The 13,542-nt window shown below is 34.8% G+C and carries 17 protein-coding genes and 1 pseudogene; 8 read left to right on the top strand and 10 right to left on the bottom strand.

Annotation, left to right across the window (positions count from 1 at the left end; translation table 11 throughout):
- Positions 1 to 119: 119 nt before the first annotated feature.
- Entirely contained in the window at positions 120 to 1,304 is a 1,185-nt protein-coding gene (locus ACFQZ1_RS07735) for a GTP-binding protein (protein ID WP_377881546.1), read from the top strand.
- A gap of 138 nt (positions 1,305 to 1,442) precedes the next feature.
- Here ACFQZ1_RS07735 and ACFQZ1_RS07730 read toward each other — a convergent pair whose 3' ends face one another.
- Positions 1,443 to 1,613 carry a Fur-regulated basic protein FbpA gene (locus ACFQZ1_RS07730; protein WP_377881545.1) on the bottom strand — a complete coding sequence of 57 codons (171 nt, stop codon included), beginning with the start codon at positions 1,611 to 1,613 and terminating at the stop codon, positions 1,443 to 1,445.
- A gap of 465 nt (positions 1,614 to 2,078) precedes the next feature.
- On the opposite strand from ACFQZ1_RS07730, the gene asnB reads away from it, so the two are divergent.
- Positions 2,079 to 3,899 (top strand): asparagine synthase (glutamine-hydrolyzing), encoded by a 1,821-nt coding sequence (gene asnB / locus ACFQZ1_RS07725; protein ID WP_377881677.1) that lies wholly within the window; start codon positions 2,079 to 2,081, stop codon positions 3,897 to 3,899.
- Positions 3,900 to 4,041: 142 nt separating this feature from the next.
- Here the strand turns inward: asnB and ACFQZ1_RS07720 are convergent, their stop codons facing one another.
- Positions 4,042 to 4,845: a PP2C family serine/threonine-protein phosphatase gene (locus ACFQZ1_RS07720; protein WP_377881544.1), complete on the bottom strand. Its 804-nt coding sequence runs from the start codon at positions 4,843 to 4,845 to the stop codon at positions 4,042 to 4,044.
- Positions 4,846 to 5,084: 239 nt separating this feature from the next.
- On the opposite strand from ACFQZ1_RS07720, the gene ACFQZ1_RS07715 reads away from it, so the two are divergent.
- Positions 5,085 to 5,495 carry a MarR family winged helix-turn-helix transcriptional regulator gene (locus ACFQZ1_RS07715; RefSeq protein WP_377881543.1) on the top strand — a complete coding sequence of 137 codons (411 nt, stop codon included), beginning with the start codon at positions 5,085 to 5,087 and terminating at the stop codon, positions 5,493 to 5,495.
- Positions 5,479 to 5,808, top strand: coding sequence for a DUF3147 family protein (locus ACFQZ1_RS07710; RefSeq protein ID WP_377881542.1), 330 nt, complete (start codon positions 5,479 to 5,481; stop codon positions 5,806 to 5,808). Before ACFQZ1_RS07715 ends, ACFQZ1_RS07710 begins: the two co-directional genes overlap by 17 nt.
- A gap of 86 nt (positions 5,809 to 5,894) precedes the next feature.
- On the opposite strand, the gene ACFQZ1_RS07705 is transcribed toward ACFQZ1_RS07710, so the two are convergent.
- The 4 genes from ACFQZ1_RS07705 to ACFQZ1_RS07690 form a co-directional block, all read right to left on the bottom strand.
- The gene (locus ACFQZ1_RS07705) at positions 5,895 to 6,284 is read right to left on the bottom strand and encodes a hypothetical protein (protein WP_377881541.1); all 390 of its coding nucleotides are present in this window, start codon (positions 6,282 to 6,284) and stop codon (positions 5,895 to 5,897) included.
- 89 nt (positions 6,285 to 6,373) lie between these two features.
- A complete protein-coding gene (locus ACFQZ1_RS07700; protein ID WP_377881540.1) occupies positions 6,374 to 6,946 on the bottom strand; it encodes a histidine phosphatase family protein in 573 nt (190 codons plus the stop codon).
- A 391-nt stretch (positions 6,947 to 7,337) separates the two neighbouring features.
- Positions 7,338 to 7,499: a peptidase gene (locus tag ACFQZ1_RS07695; protein ID WP_377881538.1), complete on the bottom strand. Its 162-nt coding sequence runs from the start codon at positions 7,497 to 7,499 to the stop codon at positions 7,338 to 7,340.
- A gap of 98 nt (positions 7,500 to 7,597) precedes the next feature.
- Positions 7,598 to 8,815, bottom strand: coding sequence for an MFS transporter (locus ACFQZ1_RS07690; RefSeq protein WP_377881675.1), 1,218 nt, complete (start codon positions 8,813 to 8,815; stop codon positions 7,598 to 7,600).
- A 182-nt stretch (positions 8,816 to 8,997) separates the two neighbouring features.
- On the opposite strand from ACFQZ1_RS07690, the gene ACFQZ1_RS07685 reads away from it, so the two are divergent.
- The 4 genes from ACFQZ1_RS07685 to ACFQZ1_RS07670 all read left to right on the top strand — a co-directional run bounded on the left by ACFQZ1_RS07685 (position 8,998) and on the right by ACFQZ1_RS07670 (position 11,780).
- Positions 8,998 to 10,212: a helix-turn-helix domain-containing protein gene (locus ACFQZ1_RS07685; RefSeq protein ID WP_377881537.1), complete on the top strand. Its 1,215-nt coding sequence runs from the start codon at positions 8,998 to 9,000 to the stop codon at positions 10,210 to 10,212.
- A gap of 119 nt (positions 10,213 to 10,331) precedes the next feature.
- Positions 10,332 to 10,511, top strand: a complete 180-nt coding sequence (locus ACFQZ1_RS07680) for an H-type small acid-soluble spore protein (protein WP_098310369.1) — start codon at positions 10,332 to 10,334, stop codon at positions 10,509 to 10,511.
- Positions 10,512 to 10,859: 348 nt separating this feature from the next.
- The gene (locus tag ACFQZ1_RS07675; RefSeq protein WP_377881536.1) at positions 10,860 to 11,180 is read left to right on the top strand and encodes an antibiotic biosynthesis monooxygenase family protein; all 321 of its coding nucleotides are present in this window, start codon (positions 10,860 to 10,862) and stop codon (positions 11,178 to 11,180) included.
- A gap of 3 nt (positions 11,181 to 11,183) precedes the next feature.
- The gene (locus tag ACFQZ1_RS07670; RefSeq protein WP_377881535.1) at positions 11,184 to 11,780 is read left to right on the top strand and encodes a dienelactone hydrolase family protein; all 597 of its coding nucleotides are present in this window, start codon (positions 11,184 to 11,186) and stop codon (positions 11,778 to 11,780) included.
- 20 nt (positions 11,781 to 11,800) lie between these two features.
- Here the strand turns inward: ACFQZ1_RS07670 and ACFQZ1_RS07665 are convergent, their stop codons facing one another.
- From ACFQZ1_RS07665 to ACFQZ1_RS07650, 4 genes and pseudogenes are all read right to left on the bottom strand, one after another.
- Positions 11,801 to 12,094 carry a hypothetical protein gene (locus ACFQZ1_RS07665; RefSeq protein ID WP_377881534.1) on the bottom strand — a complete coding sequence of 98 codons (294 nt, stop codon included), beginning with the start codon at positions 12,092 to 12,094 and terminating at the stop codon, positions 11,801 to 11,803.
- Positions 12,095 to 12,123: 29 nt separating this feature from the next.
- Positions 12,124 to 12,336, bottom strand: a complete 213-nt coding sequence (locus ACFQZ1_RS07660) for a DUF3951 domain-containing protein (protein ID WP_377881533.1) — start codon at positions 12,334 to 12,336, stop codon at positions 12,124 to 12,126.
- A 134-nt stretch (positions 12,337 to 12,470) separates the two neighbouring features.
- Positions 12,471 to 12,788 carry an AzlD domain-containing protein gene (locus ACFQZ1_RS07655; protein ID WP_377881532.1) on the bottom strand — a complete coding sequence of 106 codons (318 nt, stop codon included), beginning with the start codon at positions 12,786 to 12,788 and terminating at the stop codon, positions 12,471 to 12,473.
- Position 12,789: 1 nt separating this feature from the next.
- A pseudogene (locus ACFQZ1_RS07650) lies at positions 12,790 to 13,455 on the bottom strand (AzlC family ABC transporter permease); the annotation flags it as partial.
- Between the last annotated feature and the right edge of the window lie 87 nt (positions 13,456 to 13,542).

Here is a 13,542-nt window from a genome sequence, read left to right as displayed (position 1 = left end):
TATATTTCATCCTCAATTCGTAATCATTATGATTTAATGTTGCAATTTTCTTTTTCATCCTTTAAGATATAACAAGAAATAAAACGTAATGATTACGATTTGAAAAGGAGAGTCTTTGCATGAGAAAAATTCCTGTTACAGTATTAAGCGGTTATTTAGGGTCTGGAAAAACAACATTACTAAATCATATACTTACAAATCGCGACGGAATGAAAGTAGCTGTCATTGTTAATGACATGAGCGAAATTAACATTGATGCTGCACTTGTCAAACAAGGTGGATTTTCTAGAACAGAGGAAAAACTTGTTGAAATTCAAAATGGATGTATTTGCTGTACATTACGTGAAGATTTAATTATAGAAGTGAACCGTCTCGTTGAATCTGGGGATATTGATTATATTGTCATCGAATCTTCAGGTATTAGTGAGCCTATCCCAGTTGCACAGACATTTACATATATGGACGAAGAATTAGCAATCAATTTATCAAATATATGTCAGTTAGATGCGATGGTTACTGTAGTAGATGCGAATCGCTTCTGGGATGATTATGCTTTCGGTGAGAGTTTATTAGATCGCCAAGAAGCACTCGATGAGACAGATACACGCGAAGTGATTGATTTACTTATCGATCAAATTGAATTTGCAAATGTAATTATTTTAAACAAAACAGATATGCTAGAGCAGGATGATATTACAGAACTTCACAAACTATTACAACAGTTAAATCCAGAAGCTCATATTATTGAAGCAACTTATTCACAAGTACCATTACAAACTATTTTAAATACAAATCTATTTGACTATGAAAAAGCAAGTCAAGCAGCTGGATGGATTAAAGAATTAAATAGCGAACACACACCTGAGACAGACGAGTATAACATTTCATCATTTGTATACCGTCGTAAGCGTCCGTTCCAACCTGAAAGATTGATGAAATGGCTTGAAAACTGGCCACTTGACGTCGTGAGAGCGAAAGGCTTCTTCTGGCTTGCTTCTCGCAACAATATCATTGGACTTCTCTCTCAAGCTGGTTCATCTATTACGATTCAAGGAGCCGGTGAGTGGGTTGCATCTACTTCAAAAGAAGAACAGCAACAAATTATTGCAGAAGACCCAGACATTTTAAACCGTTGGGATGACGTATACGGAGACCGAATTACAGAATTAGTCTTTATCGGTATTGATATGAACAGAGAAGAAATAGAACAATCTTTGGACCACTGCTTATTAACTGAACAAGAAATGTATGAAAACTGGGATACGTTTCATGACCCTATCCCTTCATTTACGACTGCATCTTAAACAAAATCCCCTTTCTCAGTAAGTACTGTGAAAGGGGATTTTTATAAAGTGAAACATCCAGCAGCGGGGGGGGGTTTCTTCACCTCCTACTGATGGTTAACCATACTCCTAAATTCCTCTAAACCTCGAAGTAATAACTTACGCGCGCACATTTTCATATTTTAAGATATCATTATATTCTTTTTCTAATTCATCTAGTGATAATTCATACAACTGTTTATTTAATACTTTATATACACCTACATCAATTAGCTTCTCAATCAATTGTTTTTTCCTTTTTTCTACAGCATAACGGAGACCATAACTCATTCTTTTTTCAAAACTCCTTTCGGCAATTTCCCTATAATAACCTTTACATGCTTTAAAATAGATTTTTAGGAAGTGAGATTATACTCCCGCTTTGTGGCCACATTATACATATATATGCACAAAAAAAGATCTCATGACAATTTTTGAGATCTTTTTTGTGCGGCCTACTTCTTATATTCAGAATGTTGTCTAATCATTTCATTAACCAATTCATTTGCCAGGGAGTTTCCTTCTTGATAAAGTGAAACTTCCATCAGTGGGGGTTTTCTTCATCCCCCACACTGATGGAAAGCTCTCACCAATCGGGCTTTTACGGGATAAGATTTGCAATACAAACTTTCTCAAGTTTGCCTTTTAATTAATCTAGTATACTATTTATAAAGTTATTATTTATATAACTTTATAAACAACATTCTGCACTTTAAAACTATCTATCAATTTCTTGTATAGGAGAGGATGAAAACAATGTGTGGTATTGCAGGTTGGGTAGATTGGTTCGAGGATGTTTCAAATCAACGTCCGATTCTTGAAAAAATGGCAAATAGTATTGAACATCGAGGTCCTGATGCAGAAGGTTATTGGTTTTCTACGCGTGCTGCCTTCGCTCATCGAAGATTAATTGTAATTGATCCGCAAGGCGGTTCTCAGCCTAAAACATATCAAGCTGGAGACTATACGTACGCAATTACGTATAATGGAGAAATTTATAACTTTCGTGAGCTTCGAGAAATCCTAAAACAACACGGTCATACATTCCACACTCGTTCCGATACAGAAGTATTGTTACATGCATATTTACAATGGCAAGAAGAATGTGTTCAACATCTAAATGGCATTTTTGCATTTGCAATTTGGAATGAACAAAAACAACAATTATTTATGGCCCGTGATCATTTAGGAGTGAAACCACTATTTTATGTTCAACAAGGCAGCAGTATTATTTTCGGATCGGAACTAAAAGTTCTGCTCTCTCACCCTGCTGTTCAAGCAGAAATAGATATAGATGGTTTAAATGAAATATTTGGATTAAACTTATTTCGCACACCTGGATGCGGAGTATTTAAACATATAAAAGAAGTGCGTGCAGGTCATTATATAACATGTACGCGTAACAAAACAGAAGTAAAAAGATATTGGACACTCGAAAGTAAAATACACACTGATGATGCAGATACAACAGCTACACAAATTCGTAGCATTCTACAAGATACAGTAAAAAGACAGTTAATTGCCGATGTTCCTCTCGTGTGTATGTTATCGGGCGGGTTAGATTCAAGTGGCATTACAGCATTAGCCGGCAAAGAATTTCAAAAAGATAACAAAATTTTGAACACATATTCCATTGATTTTGTAAACAGTGCGCAAGATTTTGAACTTACGTTTTCTCGTACAGGATTAGATACCCCATGGGTAAAACGAGTATCAGAACATGTCGGCACAAATCATCATGACATTATTGTAGATGCAAATAAATTGGTAGATCACTTATTTGTACCCATGCGCGCACGTGATTTACCAGGAGCCGGCGAAATGGAAACTTCACTTTATTTACTATTTAGAGAAATGAAAAAAGATGCTACTGTTGCATTATCTGGAGAATCAGCAGATGAAGTATTTGGCGGATATCCTTGGTTTCATCAAGAAGAATTCCTATCTATCAATACGTTTCCTTGGCTCTATAATTTGAAAAACACATCTGGCTTACTATTAGAAGACGTAAAACAACAATTAAACTCAGATTCTTATATACAACAGCGATTCCAAGAAGCTATTGCAGAAGTACCAATTCTGCCTGGCGAAGACCACAAATCCGCAAAACAACGGCAAATGTTTTATTTATTCTTAACGCGTTTCCTACCATTTCTGCTTGATCGTAAAGATCGCATGAGCATGAATGTTGGCTTTGAAGTACGCGTACCATTTTGTGACTACAGACTTGTCGAATATTTATGGAACGTACCATTCCATATAAAAAGCATCGATAACATTGAAAAAGGAATTTTACGAAGAGCATTCAAAGGCATTTTACCTGATGATGTACGAAATAGAAGAAAGAGCGCTTATCCAACTTCGCAAGATCCAAATTATTTACAACTGATTCGTAACTTAACACTTGAAATCTTATCTGACCATAATGCACCTGTCTTCAATCTCGTTGATAAAATGAAATTACGGACCATTGCGGAAGGAACAAATTTTCATATTGATGAGCTTCAAGCTAGAAGTATGATGGAATATACACTTCAAGTAAATGAATGGCTAAAGGTATACCACATTAAACTATAAAACCGAACGCTAATCATTGTAAATAAGATTCACTTCCTTTATCAACATAGCCCCTCATTCTACTATTTAGCAATGCGGGGCTGAAATTAAAAATTCATATCCTCTTAAAGAAATAATTTCATATTGAAATACAAATTACACTTCAATTATTCTCACACGTACAATCTATATCACCTATATCAATAGACCAACCTATAATTGTGGCACTTTCTGTTTTTTTACAATAATCTATCTGGTCAAGTACATGTCCAACATGAAGGGAATCTTTCACATATAGCGATTGATATAATAAATGATCGTCTTCAAATATCCGTTCACCATATTCCATTATCCCGTCTGTCGCCATTACAATATGATTGATTCCTTCTTGTAATTCCCGAACCCCCGACGTAAAACAAGGTGTTCCCGCTGAAAAAATATTCTTTCTGCCAATCCTCTCATAACATTGACGTTTATTCAAACGCCCCTGGTCACATTGTAATAGTCTTGGATGAAATAAGTAGACAAAACATTCCCCTACCGACAACCAATACACAAACTTTCCTTTTCGAAGACAAATAAGGCATGATATTTGTCCTTGTATTCGCTCGCTTTCTTCAATAAGTTTTTCATCTGTAAAAAGCGATAATAAATACATATGTGTATGATGAAAAACTAAATGAGATGGATAAGTAAAAAGCTGCAATAACTTCTCTTTTCTTTTACAAATTATATCTATAATAAGCTTTGCTCTTTCGATAGTACTTTGTGCATCAAAAATCATAACAAATTCCCATGTTCTTTGTGGATCACACCAAGCAAGCACAGCATCTTCATTTGTGCTTGCACCAGCTTCTGTATTTCCACCATATAATCCGATAGAAAGAGGACCTAGCTTTTCTACATGAATCTCATTTAAATACGCTTTTTCATCACCAGTCCATTTAAACGTATGTACGGCTTCCATCCTCATCCCTCGTTTCATTGTGATTTTAAGATAAGCTTATATTATCTACTAAAAAAAAGATACTTTTTCACAGAAAAATTTAATAAATAAAGTGAAAATTCCAGCAGTGAGGATTTTCTTCATTCCTCACAATCTTGAGATGGAGGGCTTCCTGCCCGCAAATAGAGAGATAAAAACTTTTATATCTTTACAAACGATTGTATCGTATTATACGATATAAAAAAAGGAGTTGTATTCATATGCTAACGTTAAATAAACATTGGGAAACAATTTATTTTTACCTCCGTCATGAATATGAAGAAAATTTATCACATCAAACCATCCGTATTTTACAAATGATTTCTCGAACAGAAGCACAAACCATTAGTAATATTGCTACAAAACTAAATCTCTCTCATAACACAGCTTCTGAACATGTCAAACGGTTAATTCAAAAAGAATTTGTAGTAAAAGAACGCAGTAAGAAAGATGAACGAGTGGTATTTGTTACAGTAACGGAAAAAGGAAAAAAAGCATTAGCCACACACACGCTGCTCGATGAAACGAAACTAAAAAAAATAGAAGAGAAGTTATCTAAAGAAGAAAAACAGCTAATTCAATCCGCATTTGAATTATTGGCAAAGGAGGCACATGATGTCTTTTCTCATTAAAGTTATCGTCTCTGCACTGATTATTGGAGGAGTTACAGAAGTTGCCAAACACTATAGTACACTTGGTGGCTTCATTGCGGCACTTCCATTAATCAGTTTGCTCAGTCTAGTTTGGATTTCTGTCGAAGGGGGATCTCGAGAAGAATTAAGTGGTTTTGCACTAGGAGTGTTATATGGTTTTCCAGCATCAGCCTTACTATTATTTATTGTATATTTAGGTCTTCGCAACTCCTTTTCACTTAGCACTTCTATTCTATTTGGTATAGGAGTATGGGGAATATTACTAGTATGTCAGAAATTTTTTCAAACTTAATAAAAGCAGTAACATAAGATTAAGGATACATATAAGTTATAGAAGAAGAGGAAAGCAATGTTTATATTGCTTTCCTCTTCTTCTTATTATTCAAAGTCTTCTTCTAACTCTTCTACATCATAAAACAAGTTTCCACTGCTTACATAAATGGGGCCGTTTGCGACATCAACGCGTAACCCCCATGCCCACGGCACAGATAAACGCTCATGCAGTGCCCGCCAGAAAGCCATGGACTTTCTCTCGTAATCTTCAAATTCTTCTAATATATCTTTATAGGAGGCTCCGTCTAATTGAATATTAGCTTCCATTAAACGTGAAAAAGCGTAATGCTTTAGTTCTAGTTCTGCAGCGATTTCCATTTCTTCAGGTGTTGCCATACCAATAATGGTTCCGTCAGGTGGTAAAATCTCATACACATTCTGAACTTCTACAACTTCTCCTGGCATGAGTGAAAATCTATTATTCTTCTCGAACATATGAACAGCCCCCTTTTATTAAAAAACTTTGCATTTCAGCCATTTATTTCTATAGCTGCTATATGACCTCCTGCTTTTTTCTTCAATCTTCACACATTCTTTACAATATCTTCTTTCCAAAATCGATATGCTTGAACAAACTGTCCTTCTGTAAATGTAAGCTTATATATATCAGGCATATGAAGCCCCTTCCAAAATGAAAAATCATATTGAGAATCGAAATAATTCATAATAAGGACCATAATGTTCCCATGTGTTCCTATGACAATATTTTTCCCTTCATATTTCTGCAAAATTTTCATCATGCAAGCAACACCGCGTTGCTGAGCAATATTGTTAGATTCTCCATCTTCCAGATGAAAAGTAGGATCCTTCCATACTTTCGTAATAGATTGCTCGAAATCTTCGATAGGCTGTGAACTTAATAAACGCTCTTTTAAATCTTCCTCTAACTCAATCGATAATTGAAAATGTTTGGCAATCCCTTCTATCGTTTGAATAGCCCTCTTATATGGACTAGCAATCACAACATCTATAGATTCATTTTGTAATACTGCTGTTACCCTCTCGGCTGCTTGCCAACCTTGCTCAGATAGCGGCCTTTCTCTCTCATCTGGTGTATATGTAGAATGTGCGTGACGTACAAAGTAAATATTAGTCATTCACCTATCCCCTTTGCATTTTTCATTATTATATAATAACTAATACAACTATGACGGAAGGGATTATCCAAATTCATACAAATTTGGTGATATAGCAATAAAATACATTACATAATAAAAAAAGTGTAATGTTTGTATCTCTAACATGCTCCGCACCACACTACTTGTTTACATAATAAAATTATGAATTTTAAATTATTCTAAAAAACATCTCATTAATAGTAAATATTATAAAGATAATGTTTTATCCCGCAGGAACGGACAATAAGACCACCACCTCAAGATTCAAAGAAAAACGAAGAAACTTGTTGGATGATAACTGTCCGTAAAAGCCCTATTGGTGAGAGCTTTCCATCAGTGGGAAAATGCGTCCACTGATGAAAGTTTCACTTTATTTCCCGTGATGTAACATGAAATCACTTGCTTCTTCTTCAATATGATTTAGCTTTACAATCCCTTCTTTCCACTTATGAATGTAACGCGCTACCCCTACTGTGAAAGAAACAAAAAGAGAAGAAAGAATAACTCCATATACAACACCAACAGTACTCATCATGACACTTCCTTGTAATTGGATTATAATATTAGTATACTCCTTTTTTTATCCAAATGCAGGAAGTTCATCTTTTTGTAACAATGACTACTTATTCTTTAAGGTATAGATACCCCCTCTTGTTTTTGCACATCCTTCACATTCTTCCATTGTTTTGTTCCAAAGAAAACAACAACAAACAATCCAAACGCGGATATCAACATAACATTAGATGCTGGTATATAGTCTAAAAGTACACCATACAAGAGCGTTCCAAGAGGGACAATTGCTGTTGCAATTGTTTCAATTAATCCAAATACGCGTCCTAAATATTCTGGTGCTGTTGTTTTTTGAACGAATACTTGCAATGGAACGTTAATCGTAATGATATTCACCCCAAAAAGGATCATAAGTGTAATGTAATATATAAAAATCATTGTTTTAGTTAACGGAAGAAATATCGGTAATACAATGCAAAGCAATAAGCCCGATAGCATGAAAAGGTTCCTGCGAATGGTTTGGAACTTATTTGTTGCCTCTGCTCGGACGGATAAAATAATAGAAGCAATTAGCATCCCAACCGCAAACATTCCTTCAATTACGCCAAATTGCTGAGAGGAAAGTGATAATTTTTGAACGATAATATATGGCAACGAAACGGTAATTGCACAAAAAAAGAAATTAATCCAAAGTGAAAGTTTGACCATTGAAAATATGTCACTTTGCTCTTTCACATATACAAAACCTTCTTTTATGCTCGTTAAAAAATGATCATTATCTTCCTTTTTGTCTACTTTATATAAATCAAATATCATAAAGATTTCTATTATCGCTGCAAAAGCAAATGTAATACCATTCAGTAAAAAAAAGAATTTCATAGAAAACAAACCGTATACAAGACCACCAATAATCGGTCCTAAAATTGTTGCAAGCGATGTAGCTGTTTGATTTAATGAATTGGCTTTTTGAATACGTGTCGTATCAACTAAAGATGGAATAGAAGATGTTAAAGCAATAGAGAAAAAACTTGCACATATGGATAACAGTGCTGCGGATACATAGATGAAGATCAATGAAAGTCCAAATGAAGTTGAAAGTAAAAACATGGTGAGCATAATAAGAGCGCTTAATAGATCTGCTCCAACAGCGAGCCACTTCCGGTTCATTCGATCTGCTGCTGCTCCGGCGATTGGCCCGCAGATCATACGTGGTACAGAACCGCAAACAAGTGTAATTGTGAATCCCATGCCAGATCCTGTCGTTTTTAAAACATATAGCCCCATTGCAAACGTATAAATATTTGCTCCAAGCATTGATGATAATTTCCCAATCATCATCAAAATAATATTTCGCGTCGCAATTTTTAAACGGGGATCATTTTGATTTTCTAATATACCTTCCACATCATCACTCTCCCTTTAAAAGTTAAATTGTGTTAAACTTATTATATAATTAATTTTCTGAATTTGACAACAATAAGTTTAATTAAATTTAACTTTTATATAAAAGGAGACGTAAAATGGCTACTCTTGGAGAAAAAATCCGTACTTTACGTAAAGAAAAGCGACTAACCCAATCCGAACTTGCTGGTACAGAACTAACGAAAAGTATGCTCAGTCAAATTGAAAATGGCAAGGCGACTCCTTCCATGAAGACTTTGCATTATCTTGCTGATAAACTCGGCTGTGATGCAAGCTTTTTATTAGAAGAAGAAGCGAATGAATTTGCTACTCTTGTGCAAGAAATGGAGCAATATATACAAGATATGCGTTTTAAAGATGTGTATGAAACTCTTTATCCTATTGTCCATGATGTACTACCATCTACACTAGATGTTGCACGCTTATATAAACAATACGCCAAAGTAGCACTTCATATGAAAGACTATCATGTACATGCCTATATTGAAAAAGCAACGAAAATTTTCGAAAAATATGCTTTATATCGCGAAAGTACAGAAACAAAGCTCATCTCCTTTAGATTATTGTTTCTCAACAAAAAATATAATGAGTGTTTACAATTGATTACTTCTATTCGCGATGAATATAGAGAAAAACATTTAGAGATGGATTTAATTATGCAAATTGAACTTTTTTTAGATGAGGCAATCATTTTATTAGCCATCGGAGATTACGACGGCTGCAAAAATATTATTTTACAAGCAATTGCTTTTTCTAAAAAAAATCAAGTGTACTATAAAACAGATGAATTTTATCGTATTTTGTCCTATCAGGCCACATTTGCTAACGATACAGAAGGTTACTTACACTATTTAAAGAAAGCAGAACAATTCGCGACTTTTACAGAAAACGCCATCTCAACAACTCTTCTTCATATATTAAAAGCTTATTTTTATAATATGCTAACAAAACAATATGAAATTGCACTTACGCACATTGAAGCATACGGGGAGCAATCTATAAAGATACTAGGACCCGAAAAAGATGGCTATTATTATCTTGAAAAAGGAAAAGCATTATATGGTCTCGAGCGTTATCATGAAGCGTTAGAATCGCTTCAACAAGTAACAATCCCTGATTATTCGCATCATCCAATAGACAAAGCATTACTGACTACAGCGGGCTCTTTTCGTGCTTTATGCTATATGCACCTGCAGGATAAAGAACAAGCTCTATATGAAGCAAAGCAAGCACATAACGCTATTCAAGAATATCATGCTCCGATGTTTTCTTCTTTCACTGAAGAAACATTACAAATGGTTCAAAAACTTTAAACCCTCTATCAATTGGTATATTATTCCTTACTATGAGCCAAAATAGTAGTACAGCGTAACTTCCATCAGTGGAAGCTCTCTTGCTGGTTAACCAATCGGACACAGAGAGGAGTTTAAAAATGAATATTCAAAGAGCAAAAGAAATTTCAAAATCAACCGAACAAACAAATGTAACTTTTCAAGGTATGCCAGTTACAATTCAACATGTCGACGAAAAAAATGAAACAGCACACATATACGAAGCAACAAATCCAAATCGTGAACTTACTGTTCCAGTTAACAGCTTAGAGGAAATATAAGAAATCCCACTTCATTTTATTTTGAAGTGGGATTTCTTATATTTTCTTCACTAACGAACAGTGAAGAGATAAAGTGAAACTTCCATCAATGGGGAATAACTGCCCGTTAATGCGGGATAAATTCCCCCATAAAATCATTGTACTCTTATAGGAAGTCAATTCCTTACGTAAATGCCTTACTTCTTATTTAAACACTTAAAACAAAAAAACGAGACTATCCTCGGTTTTTCATGATTTTTTAATATTTAATCCAATACGGTAAATGAAATTAACATACAGATCAAATGACACACTATTCAGTTTTTATGTTAAACTAAAAAGAAAAATTTATAGCAAGGAGAAAACAAAATGAATAAAGCTCCATACTATGCAGTTATTTTCACTTCTCAGCTCTCAACTGAAACTGATGATTATGAAATCGTTGCAGATGAAATGGTAAGGTTAGCAAAGCAGCAACCCGGATTTATCGATGTTGAAAGCGTTCGTAATGAAACCGGCTTTGGTATTACCATTTCGTACTGGGAATCACTTGAAGCAATCCAACAGTGGAAAGAGCACACTGCCCATACGATTGCGAGAAAAAGAGGAAAAGAACAGTGGTATGAACAATTTCATACAAGAATTTGTCTTGTTGAAAGAGAGTATCGTGCTACAAAAGGAGAATCATAGATTATGAAACAGAAAACGGCTCTTCTACTTCTGCATGAAATATACGGAATCAATCAACATATGGAGCATATCATTCATACATTTTCCTCTTCGACTATAGATGTTATTTGTCCAAATTTATTACATCAATCCTTTCCTTTTCATTACGAGGAAGAAGAAGCAGCGTATTCGCATTTTATAAAGCATGTTGGATTTCAACAAGGAAAACAACACATTGAAAATGTACTCGCTGAACTACGAAATAACTATACGTATGTGGGAATCCTTGGGTTTAGCGTCGGAGCAACGCTTGCTTGGTTATGTAGTGAAGATCGTAGAATTGATTTTATTATCGGATGCTACGGCTCACGTATTCGTGATTACACAAACATTGTGCCGACATGTCCTACGTTATTATTATTCCCAACAAATGAATCTAGTTTTTCAGTTTCTGCTTTAATTGATAGTTTACAAAATAAAAGTCAGCCGCTTCTAACTATAAAACAGTTTAACGGAGAACACGGGTTTCTTGATCCATTTTCTCCAAAATACAACGAGGAAGCTGCAGACCAGGGGTACCAGATGATACATTCTTTTCTTCAAAATATAACAGAGAAGTAGCTCCTACTTCTCTGTTATATTTATTCCCATGTTTTCTCAAGCACGTATATCTTCCATTTATAATTCATAAGTGTGTAATATTCTTGCATGACAACATATTCCTTCGTATCTGTTTTGACAATATAAGTATTATCACCTTTATATGTAACACTCTGTACCTTTTTATCTTTAAATTCGTCTTTTAGTCCTTGTTCTTGCAAAATTCCTTCTGCATGAACGTGTTTCAAATAATTGTAAGGTGAAAAAATAGAGATTCCTAGCACGATAAAAATTGTTATAATAGCAGTAATATTAGCTACCTTCGACTTCTTCATTTCTTTTCCCCTTCAACTAAAATTACTTTTTATCTACCTTTATCCTTACCATAATTCGCACTTTCTTCCCTATCTTCCTGTTCCTCATGAAACTCTACAGGTGATTGTGCAGTAATTGATTCAAACGGTGTGTAGTAAATTTGAGGCGTTACTTTTTGAACAAACATTGTATATGTTGTGAGCCCAATAATAAAAAATAAAAACATTGTAAACATAACAACACCAATTGTTAAAATGAACATGGCACCACCCCTTTTGTAATCGTTATATTACAAGGTTCGATACAATATGGGATAATCCTTGTTACAAAAAATCAAACTTTCATCAGTGATGGTTTTCTTTAATCAAGTTCCACCAATCGTTTTCTTACCTCATATTAAACTGACATCAATAAACGTAACAAAACTATTACAATTATTCCCGTTAGTACTGCACCTAATAAGCTCCGTGTGAAAATCGCAACAAGAAACGTCGGAATGGCAGCTAATAAATAATCCACTTGCACTGTTTCGTTCATAAATAATGTTTGTGCTAACAATGCAGCTAATATTGCAATTGGAATATGATTTAGCCATCTCAGCCCCCATTCTGGAATTTCTACTTTACTTAATACAAGCAGCGGTACTACTCTCGGAAGAAATGTGACGATTGCAGATCCGAGTACAATAAGTAATACATCCCATCTTACTTCCATTTTCAATCACCGTCCCGATTGTTGCTGCTGCAAGTGTTGCAACAATAACAGCAACACTATTTGATACGAAGAAATGAGCAATAAATGCAATCATAATTGAGGCAATGGCAACGCATAGATGAACAAATAGCTTTGGACGGCTGCTCACAAGCTGCAAAACAAACAAGCCAATAAACATCGCTGGAAGTGCATAGTCCATCCCATATGTATGTGGATCTGGTATCCACTCTCCCAAAACGCCTCCAATGATATTTGCTACTACCCAATTTACATAACCCGTCACATTTAAACCAAGCATCCATTTTTCACTTACATATTGTTTTCCTGTTACATGCTGGGCTGCAACGCCAAACGTTTCATCGGTAAGTTGTGAACCAATCACTATGTTTTTCCAAATTGATACTCTTTTTAAGTATGGAGCTAATGCTGCACTCATTAAAAAATGTCTTAGGTTTACAAAGAAAACGGTAAAAATAATAGTAGAAGCTGGCGCACCTGCTACAAACATTCCAGCCATAATAAACTGTGCTGAGCCAGCATAAATCAGTAATGAAATAAGTGCAATTTCAGTTATTGAAAATCCAGCTGTTTTCTCAATAACGCCTGACGCAACGCCAATACTTAAATAACCAAGAACTGTCGGTAAGCAATCTTTCACACCTTGCATAAATGTTGGATTTTGCGACTCTAATATCGCTGCTCGTTCCACTATAACTCCTCCTTTACCCTTATATAAGAAAACAACTCACGTATT

Origin of the sequence: Bacillus sp. CGMCC 1.60114, assembly GCF_042676365.1 — a bacterium.
Lineage (GTDB): Bacteria > Bacillota > Bacilli > Bacillales > Bacillaceae_G > Bacillus_A > Bacillus_A rhizoplanae_A.
This window is presented reverse-complemented; position numbering and strand designations above follow the sequence as displayed.

What these genes read in the sequence shown, in the direction of transcription:
- ACFQZ1_RS07735 (WP_377881546.1), top strand. Translation starts at nt 120, where the DNA reads ATGAGAAAAATTCCTGTTACAGTATTAAGCGGTTATTTAGGGTCTGGA.
- ACFQZ1_RS07730 (WP_377881545.1), bottom strand. Translation starts at nt 1,613, where the DNA reads ATGAGTTATGGTCTCCGTTATGCTGTAGAAAAAAGGAAAAAACAATTG.
- asnB (WP_377881677.1), top strand. Translation starts at nt 2,079, where the DNA reads ATGTGTGGTATTGCAGGTTGGGTAGATTGGTTCGAGGATGTTTCAAAT.
- ACFQZ1_RS07720 (WP_377881544.1), bottom strand. Translation starts at nt 4,845, where the DNA reads ATGGAAGCCGTACATACGTTTAAATGGACTGGTGATGAAAAAGCGTAT.
- ACFQZ1_RS07715 (WP_377881543.1), top strand. Translation starts at nt 5,085, where the DNA reads ATGCTAACGTTAAATAAACATTGGGAAACAATTTATTTTTACCTCCGT.
- ACFQZ1_RS07710 (WP_377881542.1), top strand. Translation starts at nt 5,479, where the DNA reads ATGTCTTTTCTCATTAAAGTTATCGTCTCTGCACTGATTATTGGAGGA.
- ACFQZ1_RS07705 (WP_377881541.1), bottom strand. Translation starts at nt 6,284, where the DNA reads ATGTTCGAGAAGAATAATAGATTTTCACTCATGCCAGGAGAAGTTGTA.
- ACFQZ1_RS07700 (WP_377881540.1), bottom strand. Translation starts at nt 6,946, where the DNA reads ATGACTAATATTTACTTTGTACGTCACGCACATTCTACATATACACCA.
- ACFQZ1_RS07695 (WP_377881538.1), bottom strand. Translation starts at nt 7,499, where the DNA reads ATGAGTACTGTTGGTGTTGTATATGGAGTTATTCTTTCTTCTCTTTTT.
- ACFQZ1_RS07690 (WP_377881675.1), bottom strand. Translation starts at nt 8,815, where the DNA reads ATGATGATTGGGAAATTATCATCAATGCTTGGAGCAAATATTTATACG.
- ACFQZ1_RS07685 (WP_377881537.1), top strand. Translation starts at nt 8,998, where the DNA reads ATGGCTACTCTTGGAGAAAAAATCCGTACTTTACGTAAAGAAAAGCGA.
- ACFQZ1_RS07680 (WP_098310369.1), top strand. Translation starts at nt 10,332, where the DNA reads ATGAATATTCAAAGAGCAAAAGAAATTTCAAAATCAACCGAACAAACA.
- ACFQZ1_RS07675 (WP_377881536.1), top strand. Translation starts at nt 10,860, where the DNA reads ATGAATAAAGCTCCATACTATGCAGTTATTTTCACTTCTCAGCTCTCA.
- ACFQZ1_RS07670 (WP_377881535.1), top strand. Translation starts at nt 11,184, where the DNA reads ATGAAACAGAAAACGGCTCTTCTACTTCTGCATGAAATATACGGAATC.
- ACFQZ1_RS07665 (WP_377881534.1), bottom strand. Translation starts at nt 12,094, where the DNA reads ATGAAGAAGTCGAAGGTAGCTAATATTACTGCTATTATAACAATTTTT.
- ACFQZ1_RS07660 (WP_377881533.1), bottom strand. Translation starts at nt 12,336, where the DNA reads ATGTTCATTTTAACAATTGGTGTTGTTATGTTTACAATGTTTTTATTT.
- ACFQZ1_RS07655 (WP_377881532.1), bottom strand. Translation starts at nt 12,788, where the DNA reads ATGGAAGTAAGATGGGATGTATTACTTATTGTACTCGGATCTGCAATC.